The organism is Arthrobacter rhizophilus (assembly GCF_026241105.1).
Classification (GTDB): domain Bacteria; phylum Actinomycetota; class Actinomycetes; order Actinomycetales; family Micrococcaceae; genus Arthrobacter.
Genome location: NZ_JAPFFT010000013.1, coordinates 106,559 through 120,482 on the forward strand (window position 1 = coordinate 106,559; position 13,924 = coordinate 120,482).

12 protein-coding genes and 1 tRNA gene are annotated in these 13,924 nt (G+C 62.4%); 7 read left to right on the forward strand and 6 right to left on the reverse strand.

Translation table 11 applies throughout. From position 1 onward, the window contains the following. The first annotated feature begins 77 nt into the window (after positions 1 to 77). Positions 78 to 632: a hypothetical protein gene (locus tag OOZ51_RS12795; RefSeq protein WP_265979994.1), complete on the forward strand. Its 555-nt coding sequence runs from the start codon at positions 78 to 80 to the stop codon at positions 630 to 632. A gap of 7 nt (positions 633 to 639) precedes the next feature. Here OOZ51_RS12795 and OOZ51_RS12800 read toward each other — a convergent pair whose 3' ends face one another. Beyond that, positions 640 to 1,515: a caspase family protein gene (locus OOZ51_RS12800; RefSeq protein ID WP_265979996.1), complete on the reverse strand. Its 876-nt coding sequence runs from the start codon at positions 1,513 to 1,515 to the stop codon at positions 640 to 642. A gap of 188 nt (positions 1,516 to 1,703) precedes the next feature. Between OOZ51_RS12800 and OOZ51_RS12805 the strand changes: the two genes are divergently transcribed. Next, a complete protein-coding gene (locus OOZ51_RS12805) occupies positions 1,704 to 2,063 on the forward strand; it encodes a sec-independent translocase (RefSeq protein WP_265979997.1) in 360 nt (119 codons plus the stop codon). A 4-nt stretch (positions 2,064 to 2,067) separates the two neighbouring features. On the opposite strand, the gene OOZ51_RS12810 is transcribed toward OOZ51_RS12805, so the two are convergent. Both OOZ51_RS12810 and OOZ51_RS12815 read right to left on the reverse strand, forming a co-directional pair. Beyond that, a complete protein-coding gene (locus OOZ51_RS12810; protein ID WP_265979998.1) occupies positions 2,068 to 3,789 on the reverse strand; it encodes an amidase in 1,722 nt (573 codons plus the stop codon). After that, positions 3,786 to 4,832 (reverse strand): agmatine deiminase family protein, encoded by a 1,047-nt coding sequence (locus OOZ51_RS12815; RefSeq protein ID WP_265980000.1) that lies wholly within the window; start codon positions 4,830 to 4,832, stop codon positions 3,786 to 3,788. The genes OOZ51_RS12810 and OOZ51_RS12815 overlap by 4 nt, the downstream gene beginning before the upstream one ends. Positions 4,833 to 4,967: 135 nt before the next feature. Here OOZ51_RS12815 and OOZ51_RS12820 point away from each other — a divergent pair, with 135 nt between their 5' ends. Further along, a complete protein-coding gene (locus OOZ51_RS12820) occupies positions 4,968 to 5,603 on the forward strand; it encodes a TetR/AcrR family transcriptional regulator (protein WP_265980001.1) in 636 nt (211 codons plus the stop codon). 23 nt (positions 5,604 to 5,626) lie between these two features. On the opposite strand, the gene OOZ51_RS12825 is transcribed toward OOZ51_RS12820, so the two are convergent. From OOZ51_RS12825 to OOZ51_RS12835, 3 genes are all read right to left on the reverse strand, one after another. After that, positions 5,627 to 6,406: an SDR family NAD(P)-dependent oxidoreductase gene (locus tag OOZ51_RS12825; protein WP_265980002.1), complete on the reverse strand. Its 780-nt coding sequence runs from the start codon at positions 6,404 to 6,406 to the stop codon at positions 5,627 to 5,629. Between the two features lie 78 nt (positions 6,407 to 6,484). Continuing rightward, positions 6,485 to 7,099, reverse strand: coding sequence for a TetR/AcrR family transcriptional regulator (locus OOZ51_RS12830; RefSeq protein ID WP_265980003.1), 615 nt, complete (start codon positions 7,097 to 7,099; stop codon positions 6,485 to 6,487). A 32-nt stretch (positions 7,100 to 7,131) separates the two neighbouring features. Then, positions 7,132 to 7,767 (reverse strand): ScbR family autoregulator-binding transcription factor, encoded by a 636-nt coding sequence (locus tag OOZ51_RS12835; protein ID WP_265980004.1) that lies wholly within the window; start codon positions 7,765 to 7,767, stop codon positions 7,132 to 7,134. Between the two features lie 33 nt (positions 7,768 to 7,800). Here OOZ51_RS12835 and OOZ51_RS22520 point away from each other — a divergent pair, with 33 nt between their 5' ends. From OOZ51_RS22520 to OOZ51_RS12850, 4 genes are all read left to right on the forward strand, one after another. After that, entirely contained in the window at positions 7,801 to 8,076 is a 276-nt protein-coding gene (locus OOZ51_RS22520) for an NAD-dependent epimerase/dehydratase family protein (protein ID WP_416346379.1), read from the forward strand. 368 nt (positions 8,077 to 8,444) lie between these two features. Then, positions 8,445 to 8,520 (forward strand) — tRNA-Ala (locus OOZ51_RS12840). A 546-nt stretch (positions 8,521 to 9,066) separates the two neighbouring features. Further along, positions 9,067 to 10,614, forward strand: coding sequence for a sugar transferase (locus OOZ51_RS12845; RefSeq protein ID WP_265980005.1), 1,548 nt, complete (start codon positions 9,067 to 9,069; stop codon positions 10,612 to 10,614). Positions 10,615 to 10,975: 361 nt separating this feature from the next. Then, positions 10,976 to 13,924: N,N-dimethylformamidase beta subunit family domain-containing protein (locus OOZ51_RS12850; RefSeq protein ID WP_265980006.1), on the forward strand; the 2,949-nt coding region annotated here is incomplete at its 3' end.

The following is a 13,924-nucleotide window of genomic DNA, read 5'->3' on the forward strand; positions in this document are numbered from 1 at the left end:
ACGCAGGATTCTCCCATTCCGAAGTGATATGACTGCGGGTGGGCTTCAACCGGAAGTGCGCAGGAGGATTGACAGGTATGTTCCGAAGTTGGTTTGTTGTGGGCGCATTGCTGCTGCTTTTCGGGGCGGCGGCCGTGTTGGGTTTCGGAGCCGTCTTCCGGGCCAAAAGCGTCGCTGCCCGGATCGAGGCGGCCGCCGCGGGGGTCTTGGCCGCGATCATGGTGGCGGTGGGGCTTGGATGGGCGCCGTTTGCCGTCGTGCCGTGGGGGGGAGCGATTGGCGTTGTCTTCCTTTCGTTCGCTGTGAGAATTGCGTACCAAGGGAAAGATCCCGGCGAGACCGGGCGATTGTCGGCGGTCTATGGCGCACTGGTGACGGCCCTTTCGGGCTGGGTGCTGCTTTCCGCATCGAGTGGAACCGGATCCTCGTCGGATCATCCAGGGCACGAACTGGGCACCATCCTTGTTGACATCATGGGCGCGCTGCTCATGGCCTTCGCGGCCACAGGGTGGCTGTTAGGTACGTTCGCCATGCCTGCCGAGAGTAAATCGCACGCTGTGCCTCGATTGAAAGGGGTCCGCGAGGCCCTGATGGCTGCTGGACTCGCCGTCGCGTTCTACGCCATCTCCTAGGCCGGCGTCAGGATCCCCAACTGGCCTTCTTTTGGGCGGGGGTGGCCTCCAGTTGCACCACTTGGTCGAACCGGCCCTCTTTGAGCGCTTTCGAGACGGCCTTGAGCAGCCCAGCTCTGGACAAGGTGCCGTCTGATTTGAGGGTCTTGACGAAATGGTAGGTGAATGCCCCGTTGTATCTGCCATCAATGAACGCATCAGTGGCCGTCTGGTCGTCCCGGCACGCGGCCATCAGCACCGCCTGCACGCCGTCGGCGCCGTTGGTGCCCTGGGACAGTTCCTTCAGCGACGACTTCTTGGTGGTCTCAAGGGTCTCCACACTGCTCAGTCCCTCGGGCGTCGGTGGCGGCAGGAATCGTGGGCGCCGCCCCGGGATCAGGTCCAAAGCGCGCAGGCCGGTGCCGCTGTGGCACGTGTCCAGGACAACGTCCATGCGCGTCGACGCTGGCAGCCGAAGCAGTAACTCGTGGAGCTCGTCGTCAACAATCACGGTGTCCTTGTTCCACGAATCGCCGGCGCTGTCGATGTCATAGCAAGCGAAGCACTCGTCGAGGCCGTCGGCCTCGTCACCATTCGTGTCCGGGATCTGCGTGCCATGGCTGGAAAAGGTGAACACGATCTGGCCGAGGTCGCCGCTTTCCGCGCGCTCCACCAGCCTGGTCAACGCCCCGAGGACCGCCGCCTTTGACGCTTCGGCGTCGACCAGGACAGTGACGTCTTCGGGCGTGAAGCCGTACTGCTCCCGCAACAAGGCTGCGAGGTCGTTTGCATCATTGACGCACCCGTGGAGCCAGCTGCTTTGCGGCAGATTCTTGAAGTTGTTGATTCCCACGCACAGCGCTGCCCGCGTGGGAGTTGACTTGTTTACGGCTGCTTCGCTCATGAACCCACATCCTCATTCGGGATAGCCCCAAGGAACCACGGCTGCCGAGTACCCGGCGCCACCATCGTAGTCCCGTTGGACCCTCTTGCGCCGCGGAATCCCGGACAAGTTTCCTGACCTTGGCCGGGTCCGACCCAGACGGCCAGGAGGCCAACGGAACGTCCCAGCGGTGGCTTTAGAATGGAGCCATGATCGATATTTCCGTCGAGAAGGTGGTTCTTCTCTTGATCATTGCGGCATTGGTCCTCGGCCCGACGAAACTTCCAGAGTATGCAAGGAAGCTGGGGCGGCTCATCCGCGAACTGCGGCGCATGGCCTCTGGCGCGCAGGAAAAGATCCGCCAGGAGCTCGGCCCCGAATTCCAGGACATCGATTGGCGGAAAATGGATCCACGCCAATATGATCCTCGACGGATCATCCGCGAGGCCCTCTTGGAGGAAGATCCGCTTCCGGAGCCAGTCACCCCAGTCCAAGCGCAGCCTCCTTCCCGGCCGGTCGTACGGTTGACCGCCGGGCAAAAGGCCCCTTTCGACGACGAGTCCACCTGATCCGTCAGTCGAGGCGCGGTGTGCGCGGGGGAGCGGTGCGGCGCTCGCCTGTTGCTTCGAAGGCTGCGGCCAAGGCTAGGAGTGCGGTGTCGTCGTAGGCGCGTCCGGCGAAGGTGAGTCCCACGGGCATCCCGGTATCGGACATCGTGCCCATCGGCACAGTGACGGTGGGGATGCCCAGGTGCCGGGGGACGAGGTTGCCGTTGGCGACCCAGACGCCGTTGCCCCAACCGAGTTTGGCCGAGGCTTCGTTGGTGTCCATGTCGGCTGGTCCGACGTCGGCAGCGGCGGGGAAGACGACCGCATCCAGACGGAGACCATCCATCCATTCCTCGAGGTCAAGCCGGCGGGTCTGTTCGAGTCCCCGGAGGCCTTCTTCGAGGTGCGGGATGTCCGTGACCGAAGCAACCCCGTGCGCGCGGATGTGTGCCGGGTAGTCGGCGATGTCGTCGTCGAACCCGTCATAGCGGTCCGGGAGGGCGCCGTCGGGGTGTGGGAAGATCGCGGTACCGTCGACGTGGGCCAGGCTGTTGAGTGCCGGATCCCCGTTTGCCGCGAGGAAGTCGTCCCATGCCCACGCGGAGAGGTCGACGATCTCCCGTTTCAGGTATTCGAGGCTCACGAGTCCGCGGGTGGCGATGGTGGGTGCACCGGGGCGGTCGCCTTCATAGTTTGAAACCACAGGGAAGTCCACCAACACCACCTCGGCACCTGCGGACTCAAGATCCCGCCGGGCAGCTTCCCAGAGTTCGATCACGGAATCACGGGTCTGGATTCGTTGGCCCGTGGGTCCGCCGATGCCGGGCCTTTCGCTAGTGCCGGCGTCGGGGTCTGCGTTGATGTACATGGCCGGGACCCCGAAGCGTTTGCCTTTCAAAGCCGAGCGCGCGCCGTCGACGTCGAATGGCGCCAGTGCCGGGTAGGAGGCCGGGCGGACCCGGGACGGGGCCGGGATCTCCACCCACGCCTGCGCGCGCCAGAAGTCGCCGCGGGTTTCGGCGTCGTCGGAAACGATCACATCGAGCAGTTCCAGGAGGTCTGCCATGGACCGGGTGTGGGGCACTACCACGTCCATCGTGGGAACGAGCGGCCAGTTGCCGCGCACGGAAATGATCCCGCGGGAGGGCGTGTACGCGCACAGGGCATTGTTCGACGCCGGCGCGCGGCCGCTTGACCAGGTTTCCTCGCCGAGCCCGAAGGCTCCGAAGCTTGCCGCGGTGGCGGTTCCGGAGCCGTTGGAGGAACCGGAGCCGAAGGCCGCGGTGAGGTAGTCGCCGTTGTAGGGGCTTTCGGCGCGTCCGTAGACGCCGCGTTGCATTCCGCCGTTGGCCATGGGCGGCATGTTGGTCAGGCCGATGAGCACGGCTCCGGCGGCGCGGAGGCGTTCGATCGTGAAGGCATCGCGTTGTGCGGTGAGGTGTTCGAAGGCGGGGGAGCCGGCGGCGGCCGTAAGTCCCTTGGCCAGGTAGCTGTCCTTGGCGGTGTAGGGAATGCCGTCGAGGGGCCCGAGGGTGGTGCCGCTTGCCCGGCGCTCGTCGGAGGCCCGGGCATCGGCGAGCGCGTCGGGGTTCATCACAACCAGTGCGTTGAGCTTGATGCCGTTGCGGTCGTAGGCGTCGATGCGGTCCAGGTAGGCCTGGGTGAGTTCCCCGCTGGTGACGTGGCCGGCCTCCAGTGCTGCACGCAACTGTGCAATTGAGGCCTCGACGACGTCGAAGCGGCTCATCGTGCAGCCTGCCAGTCGAGCCTGGGCTGCTGCTGGGTGATGCAGTGGATGCCGCCGCCGCGGGCAAGGATCGGCCTGGCGTCCACGGTGACGACGCGACGGCCCGGGTAGGCCTCCGCCAGAATCTCGGCGGCCAAGGCGTCGGCCCGCTCTTCGCCATAGCCGCACGCGATCACGCCGCCATTGACCACGAGGTGGTTGACGTAGCTCCAGTCGACGAAGCCTTCCTCGTCGCGCAGGGTCTCAGGTGCGGGAAGCAGGGTGATCTCGAACGGCTTCCCCGTGGCATCCTCCTGGGTTTCGAAGAACCGCTGCAGGGTGTGGCTGACCTCGAAATCGGGGTGCCCGGGGTTGGTCTGGGAGTGGAGCAAGACCCGGCCGGGGGAGGGAAGGGTGGCCACCATGTCGATGTGGCCACGCGTGCCGAGGTCCTCGTAGTCACGGGTGAGGCCCCGCGGCACCCATACGGTGTGCGTGGCGCCCAGCGTTCGGGACAGTTCCGCCTCGACACGTGCCTTGTCGGCGTAAGGGTTTCGGTGTGGATCCAGCTGGACGGTTTCGGTGACGAGGACGGTGCCTTCACCGTCGACATGGATGGCGCCGCCCTCGTTGACCAGTAGCGAAGGCACCAGTTCCGCGCCGGCCTTTTCGGCGACAAAGCGTGCCATCCCGGCGCTCTTTTGCCACTCTGACCAGGCAGGTGCGCCCCAGCCGTTGAAGATCCAGTCGACTGCGCCAAGCACACCGGGACGTTCGTCGTCGACGACGAAGGTGGGACCGACGTCGCGCATCCAGAATTCGTCTAGCGGTGCCTCAATCTGTTCGATCCCGGAGCCGAGCATGCGATTGGCCCGGCTCCTTTCGCTGGGGTCGACCACCATGGTGACGGGCTCGAATTCGGACACGGCGTGCGCGACGGCGGTCCAGGCGGCGTAGGCCTCTTCCGCCGACGCCGGGTTGTCGCCCAGTGTCAGGCCGGTGCGGGGGAACGCCATCCAAGTGCGCTCGTGCTGTGCGGTTTCGGCTGGCATTCTCCAGGCCATGGAAGACTCCTCCGTGGTTTGAGGTTGGTAGCCACAAGGGCCAGGGCGTCCTTGCCTTGGCGTGTGGCTGAGTATTTGGATCTCTTATTGATCATATGATCAATAAGATGAAAACTTACTTTAGACTGTTGTGTGATGTCAAGCACCATACAGAAACGCGCAGCGCGGAAGACGCCGGCCGAACGCGCGGCCGAAATAACCGAGACCGCCAAGGAAATAGCGCTTGAACAGGGGCTTTCCGCCATCACGCTGCGCAACGTGGCAGCGCGGGTGGGAGTGGCCTCGGGCCTCGTTGCGCATTACCAGCCCAACGTTGACGCCCTCGTTGCGGGCATCTTTGCGACCATCGTGGCGGCTGAGACCGAGGAGGTTTCGGGCCTTCTGGATCGGCTGCCGACCCCCTTGGAGCGGCTCGGGATGCTCCTCGAAACGCTCATGGATGGCAGTCGTCTCGACGTCACTGCTATCTGGGTGGAGGCGTGGACCCTGGGGCGTCGGAACGAGGCGCTCGCGGCCTGCGTTCGTGAGCAGATGGATGCTTGGCAAGCCGTGGTGCAACGCGTTGTCGAAGCGGGCATCGGGGCAGGCGAGTTCGATACTTTCGACGCTCCATCCGTTGCTTGGCAGATCCTGGGCATGGTGGACGGCCTGAATGCCCAGGCGTTGGTGCGTTGGGATGGTGTCAGCGACCGCGGTACGCACCTTGCCCGCGCTGTTGAAGGCATGGTGGGCGCGGCCCGCGGTTCACTGCTACCGGGCCAGGCGGGATAGCTCGTCCGCGTGAGCTTCGAGGCTTAGTTGGCGGGGCGCACTGCTCGTCCAGCCGCTGCGATCACCAGCTTCTCCGGGAGTAGCTTGACGGCCACCCGGGCAACGAAGGAGTTGAGTCGGCCGTCCACAACGCTCGGCTTGTTCGCAAGGATCGCCGACAGGGCAGTGTCCACTACTTGACCTGGGGTGCGCATGGATCCAGCTGCGGCCGCCTCGCCGGCGATTTCGAAGAAGGGCGTGTCCGTAGCGCCCGGGCAAACCGCAAGGACTTTCACGCCCGTGCCCTGTGTTTCGGCCCAGAGTGCCTGGGTGAAGGAGAGCACGAACGCCTTTGTCGCACCGTAGACGGCCATGTGGGGTATTGGCTGGAAGGCGGCCGTACTTGCGATATTGATGACCGCGCCTGTGCCGCGCTCGACCATACCGGGCAGGTATCGCGTCGTTGTTCCGACTAGAGTGGAGCAGTTCAGCTGGATTTGTTCGCTGAAGCGATCGGCGTCGGCATGGAGAACTTGTCCATGAGTTCCAAAGCCCGCGTTGTTGACCAAAATGTCCACTGTGAGCCCAAGGGCTTCGGTAGCGAGATGGAGTTCCTTCGCGGAGTCCGGAAGGCTCAGGTCCATCGCCAGGACAGTCGCTTCGGTGCCGTCTTCGCGGAGTTCGCGCGCAAGCTCGTCAAGCTTGTCCTTGCTGCGGGCAACCAATATCAGGCGGGCGCCCTCGGCGGCCAGCCTTCGGGCAAAGACTGAACCGATGCCTGTAGACGCTCCGGTGATAAGGGCTGTTTTGGCTGAGATGTTCATTTCTACTCCTAATAAACTGACTGTGCGGTTTGTTTTTTGGTTATACGGGGATTTTTAGCTGTTGGGTTTGGTGCCTTGTTAGCTGGAAATGAACTGCCGTTCGAGGAGTTGCAAGAGAAGCTCGGCACGTCGTTCGAAGGCGTCGAGATCTCGGGGATCGAGGGCGTCGGTGACTGACTTCAGCCCATCGAATGCGGCCACAATGACCGTTGCGGAGTCATTGGGATCTCCTGGAAACGTCAACACACCACTTGCCCGGCCTCGTTGAAGGATGCCCGCCACGAGGTCCACCCACGCGGCGAGGGGAGAAGCGCCGCCGGGATGCCCCTTCACGGAGGCCAGTTGATTGGCAAGGTGCACCACGCCCCAAGCGGAAGAGTCGCTCAGGACGGTTCTGACCATGAACTCCCCGAGAGTGCGCAATTCCTCAGGCGGATCGTTCTTGCTGAGAATTTCCTCTTGGACGCGGCGTAGCCAGCGTGCCTTTTGCTCGTCGACGACGGCCTGGGCCAACTGCGCTTTCGAAGAGAAATGAAAGTAGATGGCTCCCTTCGTGAGCCCGACTTCGCGGATGATGTCGTCCATCCGGGTCTGTTCGAAACCCTTTCGCGCGAAGACATCCGCGGCAACCCTAAGGATCTCGCTGCGCGTGGCCGCGCCCTTCGGTGTGCGGCCGGTGTCGCCAATCTCCATAGGAATAAGCTACAAACCGACTGGTAGGTATGTCAAACCCGCTGAGCGATGGCCGGGAGCATGAAGCGCCACATGTCGTCAATCCGCTTGAGAACGTCCGCTCGTTCCGTCAGCACGTTGGACACCATTTGGACGCCCGTGAAGGACGCAACCAGGTACCGGGCGAAGTCTGCGGCATCAATATCGGGCCCTACGTCACCCTCGTGTTGAGCCTGGCGGGTCAGTATCTCCATGGTGGCGACCCAGTCCTGGTAGGGGCCTTTCACATCTGCGTTGAAGGCCGAGGCTTCGAACGTCAGCCGGATGCCGGCCCGCACAATTGGCTCGTCGAGCAACTGTTGGCCGAATGTTCTGCACATGGAGATCATGGTTTCCAGCGCCGGCAACCCGGCCGCGGCAATCTTCTCTCCCGCAACACGCACAATATTGTGCTGTTCGGCGATGACAGCCAGTGCCAGGCCTTCCTTCGACTTGAAATGGAAGTACAGCGCGCCTTTGGTAACGGAGGCGCGTTCCGTGACGTCGCTGAGGCTCGCATTCCCGTAGCCGACCTCCTCAAAGATCGACGCTGCTCCCTCAATCACTGCCGTTCGGGTGGCTTTGGCACGTTGTTGCATGATCAGCCTGGAGACCTCTCCGGTTTCTGCATCCGGGATACTTGAATACATGAATCCGACTGATCCGCGGGACCGGTGCGGGCAATGCCAACGTCTGTTGAACGTGCACGCCGCATTGTAGTCCTGGGCTCATCCGGCTTCATTGGAAGTCGGGTCGCAGCGTCGCTTGCCGGATCTGGAGGGGCGCACGTTGTGGTCCTCTCGCGAAAACCCGGCACCGGGCTACGAAACCATAACGCTACCATTGCGACCGCCGATATTTCGGTCCCTCGAAGCGTGATCCCAATCTTGGCGGTGCGGAAGTTGTTGTCCACGCCGCATCATATGTGGGCTCCGATCCTCGTCTTGCCGCCAGGTTGAGTTGGTTTCGACGGGTCACTGGCACTCCTCTCAACGTCTTGGCGGATCTCGAGACACAGGCCGGAGACTTTCAGCGCCGCTCTTGCTGAATTTCCGCTTCCTGCGAAGTCTCCCCGGCGCTCGATATCTCATAAACCGGTTGAACGGTTTGTTTAATGGCCAATCTGACTCTACACTTCAAAGCGGTAGCTCGTTGTGTTTTGCAGCAACCAGCTGAAGGGCAGTAATGGGGGGAGGTGCGGCCGAGTAATCGACCGCACCTCATCTGCCCGAAGCCGACGGCGTTCGATTTCCTATCTCACATCGTTGTGGTTTAGTATTGACGAGTTGCTCCGGCGGGGACAGAAGTCCCCGGCAAGCAAAGTTTTGGGGCTGTGGCGCAGCTGGTAGCGCACCTGCATGGCATGCAGGGGGTCAGGGGTTCGAGTCCCCTCAGCTCCACCAAGTGGGATCTATTCGAAACATGGACGCAGTGTGTGTTTCGAATAGACCCAATCCTTACTAAGAATTGAAAGAGCCACTCGTTTCGGGTGGCTCTTTCGTTTTCTCCGGTGTTCTCCCCGGTACGTTCTCGTCCGTACATAACCAGTCAGCGGAGCTGGGCGTTCCAAACACATGCGCCCCCAACCGGTAGACAGGAACCACACAGGTATAGCGCCGCGGTTCCGAGCGCAGTTGGCTGGAAATGGCAGGTAGTAGCACTCGAGTGTGAAATAGGTACGACGGCGGACACTGCGAGTGTCGTTGTTTGGAAATGATAGGTGGGAGCCACTCGTGTGACCCGCGCTGATCTTTCATAGCCTGAAGTTCCTTCGGTTGGCAATTTCCGGAGTTGAGTCAGTCAGGCAAAGAATTTGTAGAAGAAGCGGGTGTCGATGTGCCCTGCAACATGATTTCGACGGAACTGCGTCGCTTCCCGGCGTGGAAAAATCGTAGAACAATCGTCCTTTGGTGGAGCGGACCGGCCCTCGGTGCGAAGATGGTGCGGCAGTGAGTCCAGCAGAAGAAGCAGCCGCTGGTGATCTGAGGTTTGGTCTTCGCACATCCTTTCTTAGGGATCCTGGGTTCGATCGGTCCCAACGTGACGGCAGACGTTATGCACGCCCCGTATCGGGAGTGTTTTGGGCGCGCCGCTACTACCGCCTTTTGTGGGTCTTTGACGCCATCGTCATTTGTTCCGTGGCTGCTTTCGCTCAGGTGGCTCGATTTGGATTCGACAATGCCTTTGTTGTCGTTGGCGGCTATCGAGTGGGTTATTTTCCGGTTTCGGTTGCGATCGCCGGCGCTTGGATGGGGGCTTTGAGCGTTTATCGGAGCCGCGACAAGCGGGTGGTTGGAATAGGGGCGGACGAATACAAACGGGTCTTTAGTGCCACTGTAATCCTCCTCGGGCTGCTCACCATGGCGTGCGTTGTTTTCGAAGTAGACATTGCGCGCGGCTATTTTGCGCTGGCGTTTCCGCTCGGGTGTCTGGGACTGATGACGTCGCGTTGGTCGTTGAGGCGGTGGCTGACGCGGCAGCGTGTTCATGGACACTACCTTTCCAGGGTCGTCGTCCTGGGTGCCGCCGAAGACGTTCGATATGTCATCAATCAGATAGAGAAGAAGTCCGGACCGGTTTACAAGGTCGTTGGCGTTGCACTGCAGGGTCCGGAGCGGTCATCGGGCATGGTGGTCAAAGGACTGGACGTGCCCGTTGTCGCTGATATCTATTCAGTCGTGGACGCGGTCGCGGCGACCGAGGCTGATGCGGTCATCGTTGCAGGGCAGGTTGAAGGCGGCAGCAGGTTCATCCAGGAGCTCGGCTGGCAATTGGAGGAAAGTTCAACGGAGCTGATCCTGACGACTGGCCTGACAAACGTAGCTGGTCCTAGGATTCATTCGCGTCCCGTCGAGGGGCTGCCGCTGATGCATGTTGAGCTCCCCCATTATGCCGGTGGCAAGCATGCGCTGAAACGGCTGCTCGACATTGTCTTGTCGGCCGTGGCTCTGGTGGTGCTGTTGCCCGTGTTTGCAGTGATCGCCGTGCTGATCCGGCGGGACAGTCCGGGGCCGGTGGTTTTCCGGCAGGAACGCATCGGACGAGGCGGACAAACCTTCATGATGTTCAAGTTCCGCTCGATGGTGGAGACCGCGGAGGATGACCTTGCCGGACTGCTCAGCCAGAATGAGGGTGCCGGACTGTTGTTCAAAATGCAAAACGATCCTCGGGTAACGTGGGTCGGTCGATGGCTGCGGCGCTATTCCCTGGATGAGTTCCCACAATTCTGGAATGTGCTGCTCGGGGACATGAGTCTAGTTGGTCCAAGGCCGCCGCTACAGCGCGAAGTGGATGGCTACGAGAGCCACGTCCACCGCCGGCTCTACATCAAGCCCGGGCTGACCGGAATGTGGCAGATCAACGGCCGCTCTGAACTTAACTGGCAGGACAGCGTCCGGCTGGACCTGTACTACGTGGAAAACTGGTCGATCGTCGGAGACATCATCATTCTCTGGCGGACCGCACGAGCCCTGTTCCACCCCACCGGCGCCTACTAGGGCCCTCCCGCCCTCCGGCAGTCGGGCTCAGGCTCACAGCTAGGTTGCCGAACGGCATTAGCACTGAATTGTTGTCAAAGTCCCGGGGAGCAACGCAACCCAAATTGGCCATGGAGGAATCATGCTTCCAGTTCTTAAGCCTATCTCCCGCACTTGGAAGCAGCGCATCGTACTTCCGGTTGTGATGGCCATCGCAGCAGCTGCGTTACCACTTGGTGTGACTGCTGCATCGGCGGCTGGCCCTTGCACTCCGCCGGTTACCAGCCCGATTGCCTGCGAGAATTCACTTCCGGGAACGCCTTCCAGCGATTGGGAGGTATCCGGTGCTGGTGATGCGACAATCCAGGGCTTCGGCACCGCCATGAGCGCCAATCCTGGTGACACTGTCACTTTCAAAATCAAGACGCCTGCCGCGTCATATCACTTCGACATTTTGCGCCTTGGTTATTACCAAGGTCTCGGTGCCAGGAAAATCGCCGCCGGTCTAAGGCCGGCAGCGGCCCTTCCGCAGGCTCAGCCGGCGTGCCTGACGGATTCCACGACGGGGCTCATAGACTGCGGCAACTGGGGTGTCTCGGCATCCTGGGCAGTGCCCGCGACGGCAGTTTCCGGCGTGTACATCGCCCATTTGGTCCGTGATGACACCGGAGGGAGCAGCGTCATCCCGTTTGTCGTACGCAACGACGCCGGCTCCTCGAAACTGATCTTCCAGACCTCGGACGAGACGTGGCAGGCCTACAACACCTACGGCGGCAACAGTCTCTATTCATGCACTGTCGCTTGCCCACCCGGCAGTCCGCAGACCTACAAAGGCGCCTTTAAAGTTTCCTACAACCGGCCGTTCCACAGTGCGGAGGACGACGGCGGGAACAGTTGGCTGATGTCCACCGAGTACCCCATGATCCGCTTTCTGGAATCAAACGGGTACGACGTTAGCTACATGAGCGGTCTGGACGTTGCCACCAAGGGTTCGTTGCTGCTGAATCACAACACCTTCCTCTCGGTGGGGCATGACGAATACTGGTCCGTCGATCAGCGGGCAAACGTGCAAGCCGCCCGGGACCACGGCGTCAACCTCGCGTTCTTCAGCGGCAACGAGATGTTCTGGCGGACACGTTGGGAGCCGAGCGTGGCGGGACCCAGCACACCCGGCCGAACGCTGGTGGCCTACAAGGACACGCATTTCGACGCGCCCACCGATCCCGTCACGTGGACAGGAACCTGGCGGGACCCGCGGTTCGGTACAGCCGGCGGCGGAGGTAATCCTGAGAATTCTTTGACGGGTCAGTTCTTCTTGGTCAACTCCGGTACCGCGGACATTAAAGTTCCGGACACATTCGCCAAACAGCGGTTGTGGCGCAACACGGCCGCTGCGAGCCTGGCCGCGGGCCAAACGCTAACGCTCGGCTCGGGTATCGGCACCCTGGGCTATGAATGGGATATTGACGCCGATAACGGCTTCCGGCCCGCCGGTCTCTTCAAGTTGTCGGCAACCACGAACACGTCTGCGGAAGTCTTCACGGATTACGGTTCGCAGACCGCCCGGGGAAAAACGGCCACCCATAACCTCACAATGTACAAGGCACCGAGTGGAGCGCTCGTCTTTGGTGCCGGGACGGTTCAGTGGTCGTGGGGGCTGGACGATTTCACCACAGGCAAGGCGACAGACCGGAACATGCAGCAGGCCACCGTTAACTTGTTTGCTGACATGGGCACCCAGCCTGCGACGCTGGCGGCCGGGCTGGTGCCGGCCACGGCGTCCACCGATACGACGGCTCCCATCTCCACTATCACCTCGCCCGTCACGGGGACCGGCCTGGCTGACGGCGCCAAGCTCACCATCAGCGGCACGGCTACCGACGTCGGCGGGGTGGTGGCCGGCGTCGAGGTTTCCACCGACGGCGGCACCAGCTGGCATCCCGCGAACGGCACGACCAACTGGACCTACACCTGGCTCGCGCACGGCAGCCCCGCCTCAACCATCAAGGTCCGCGCCACCGACGACAGCGGCAACATCCAAGGCTCCCCGGCCAGCGTCACGGTCAACATCCCCTGCCCCTGCTCGGTGTACGGCACCAACGCCCTGCCCGCAGGGGTAGATTCGGGCGACCCGAATTCCGTCGAAGTCGGCGTGAAATTCACCTCCGACGCTGCGGGAACAATCAACGCAATCCGCTTCTACAAGAGCACCCGCAACACAGGAACCCACGTGGGCAACCTCTGGACCTCCGCCGGACAGCTGCTGGCCACCGGGAACTTTTCCGGCGAAACGGCCACCGGTTGGCAGACCCTCACCTTTGCCCATCCGGTGGCTGTTGCTGCCAACACGACCTACGTGGCCTCCTACTTCGCCCCCGTCGGCCACTACTCGCAGGAAGAGGACTACTTCTACCCGCACCCCTCCGCGTCACCTGCCGGCAACAACAGTGTGGACAGCCCTCCCCTGCACTTCCTGCGGAATACCCCGAGCAACCCCAACGGCCTGTATGGCTACAGCTCCAGCTCAACCTTCCCCACCCAGACTTACCACGCCGAATATTATTGGATTGACGTGGTGTTCAACCCATCCGCGCCTGCGGCCCCGGCAGTGAGTTCAACGTCGCCGGCGTCGGGGGCGACCAGTGTCGCGGTCAATGCCGCGGTCTCCGCGACGTTCAACCAGGCGGTGACGGCCGGTTCCGTCGGTTTCACGCTCAAGGATTCCGCCAATGCCTCCGTGGCCGGGACGGTGAGCTATGACGGTGCCACGAACACCTCGACTTTCACCCCGTCCGCCGCCCTGGCCTACGGCACCTCCTACACTGCCACCGTCAGCGGGGCCACCAACAGCACGGGGCAGACCATGGCCAGCCCGTACAGCTGGACCTTCACCACCGTGTCCGCGCCCCCGGCCCCGGCGGTGAGCTCAACGTCGCCGGCGTCGGGGGCGACCAGTGTCGCGGTCAATGCCGCGGTCTCCGCAACGTTCAACCAGGCCGTGACGCCCGGTTCCGTCGGTTTCACGCTCAAGGATTCGGCCAACGCTTCGGTGGCCGGGACGGTGAGCTACAACAGTGCCACGAACACCTCGACCTTCACCACGTCCGCGGCCCTGGCCTACGGCACCTCCTACACTGCCACCGTCAGCGGGGCCACCAACAGCTCAGGGCAGACAATGGCCAGCCCGTACAGCTGGACCTTCACTAACGTGTCCGCGCCCCCGGCCCCGGCAGTGACGTCGACGTCGCCCGCCCCGGGGGCGACCAGTGTCGCGGTCAATGCCGCGGTCTCCGCAACGTTCAACCAGGCCGTGACGCCCGGTTCCGTCGGT

Bases quoted from the DNA above. Each gene is read 5' to 3' on its own strand.
- OOZ51_RS12795 (WP_265979994.1), top strand. From the start codon at position 78: ATGTTCCGAAGTTGGTTTGTTGTGGGCGCATTGCTGCTGCTTTTCGGG.
- OOZ51_RS12800 (WP_265979996.1), bottom strand. From the start codon at position 1,515: ATGAGCGAAGCAGCCGTAAACAAGTCAACTCCCACGCGGGCAGCGCTG.
- OOZ51_RS12805 (WP_265979997.1), top strand. From the start codon at position 1,704: ATGATCGATATTTCCGTCGAGAAGGTGGTTCTTCTCTTGATCATTGCG.
- OOZ51_RS12810 (WP_265979998.1), bottom strand. From the start codon at position 3,789: ATGAGCCGCTTCGACGTCGTCGAGGCCTCAATTGCACAGTTGCGTGCA.
- OOZ51_RS12815 (WP_265980000.1), bottom strand. From the start codon at position 4,832: ATGGCCTGGAGAATGCCAGCCGAAACCGCACAGCACGAGCGCACTTGG.
- OOZ51_RS12820 (WP_265980001.1), top strand. From the start codon at position 4,968: ATGTCAAGCACCATACAGAAACGCGCAGCGCGGAAGACGCCGGCCGAA.
- OOZ51_RS12825 (WP_265980002.1), bottom strand. From the start codon at position 6,406: ATGAACATCTCAGCCAAAACAGCCCTTATCACCGGAGCGTCTACAGGC.
- OOZ51_RS12830 (WP_265980003.1), bottom strand. From the start codon at position 7,099: ATGGAGATTGGCGACACCGGCCGCACACCGAAGGGCGCGGCCACGCGC.
- OOZ51_RS12835 (WP_265980004.1), bottom strand. From the start codon at position 7,767: ATGTATTCAAGTATCCCGGATGCAGAAACCGGAGAGGTCTCCAGGCTG.
- OOZ51_RS22520 (WP_416346379.1), top strand. From the start codon at position 7,801: ATGCCAACGTCTGTTGAACGTGCACGCCGCATTGTAGTCCTGGGCTCA.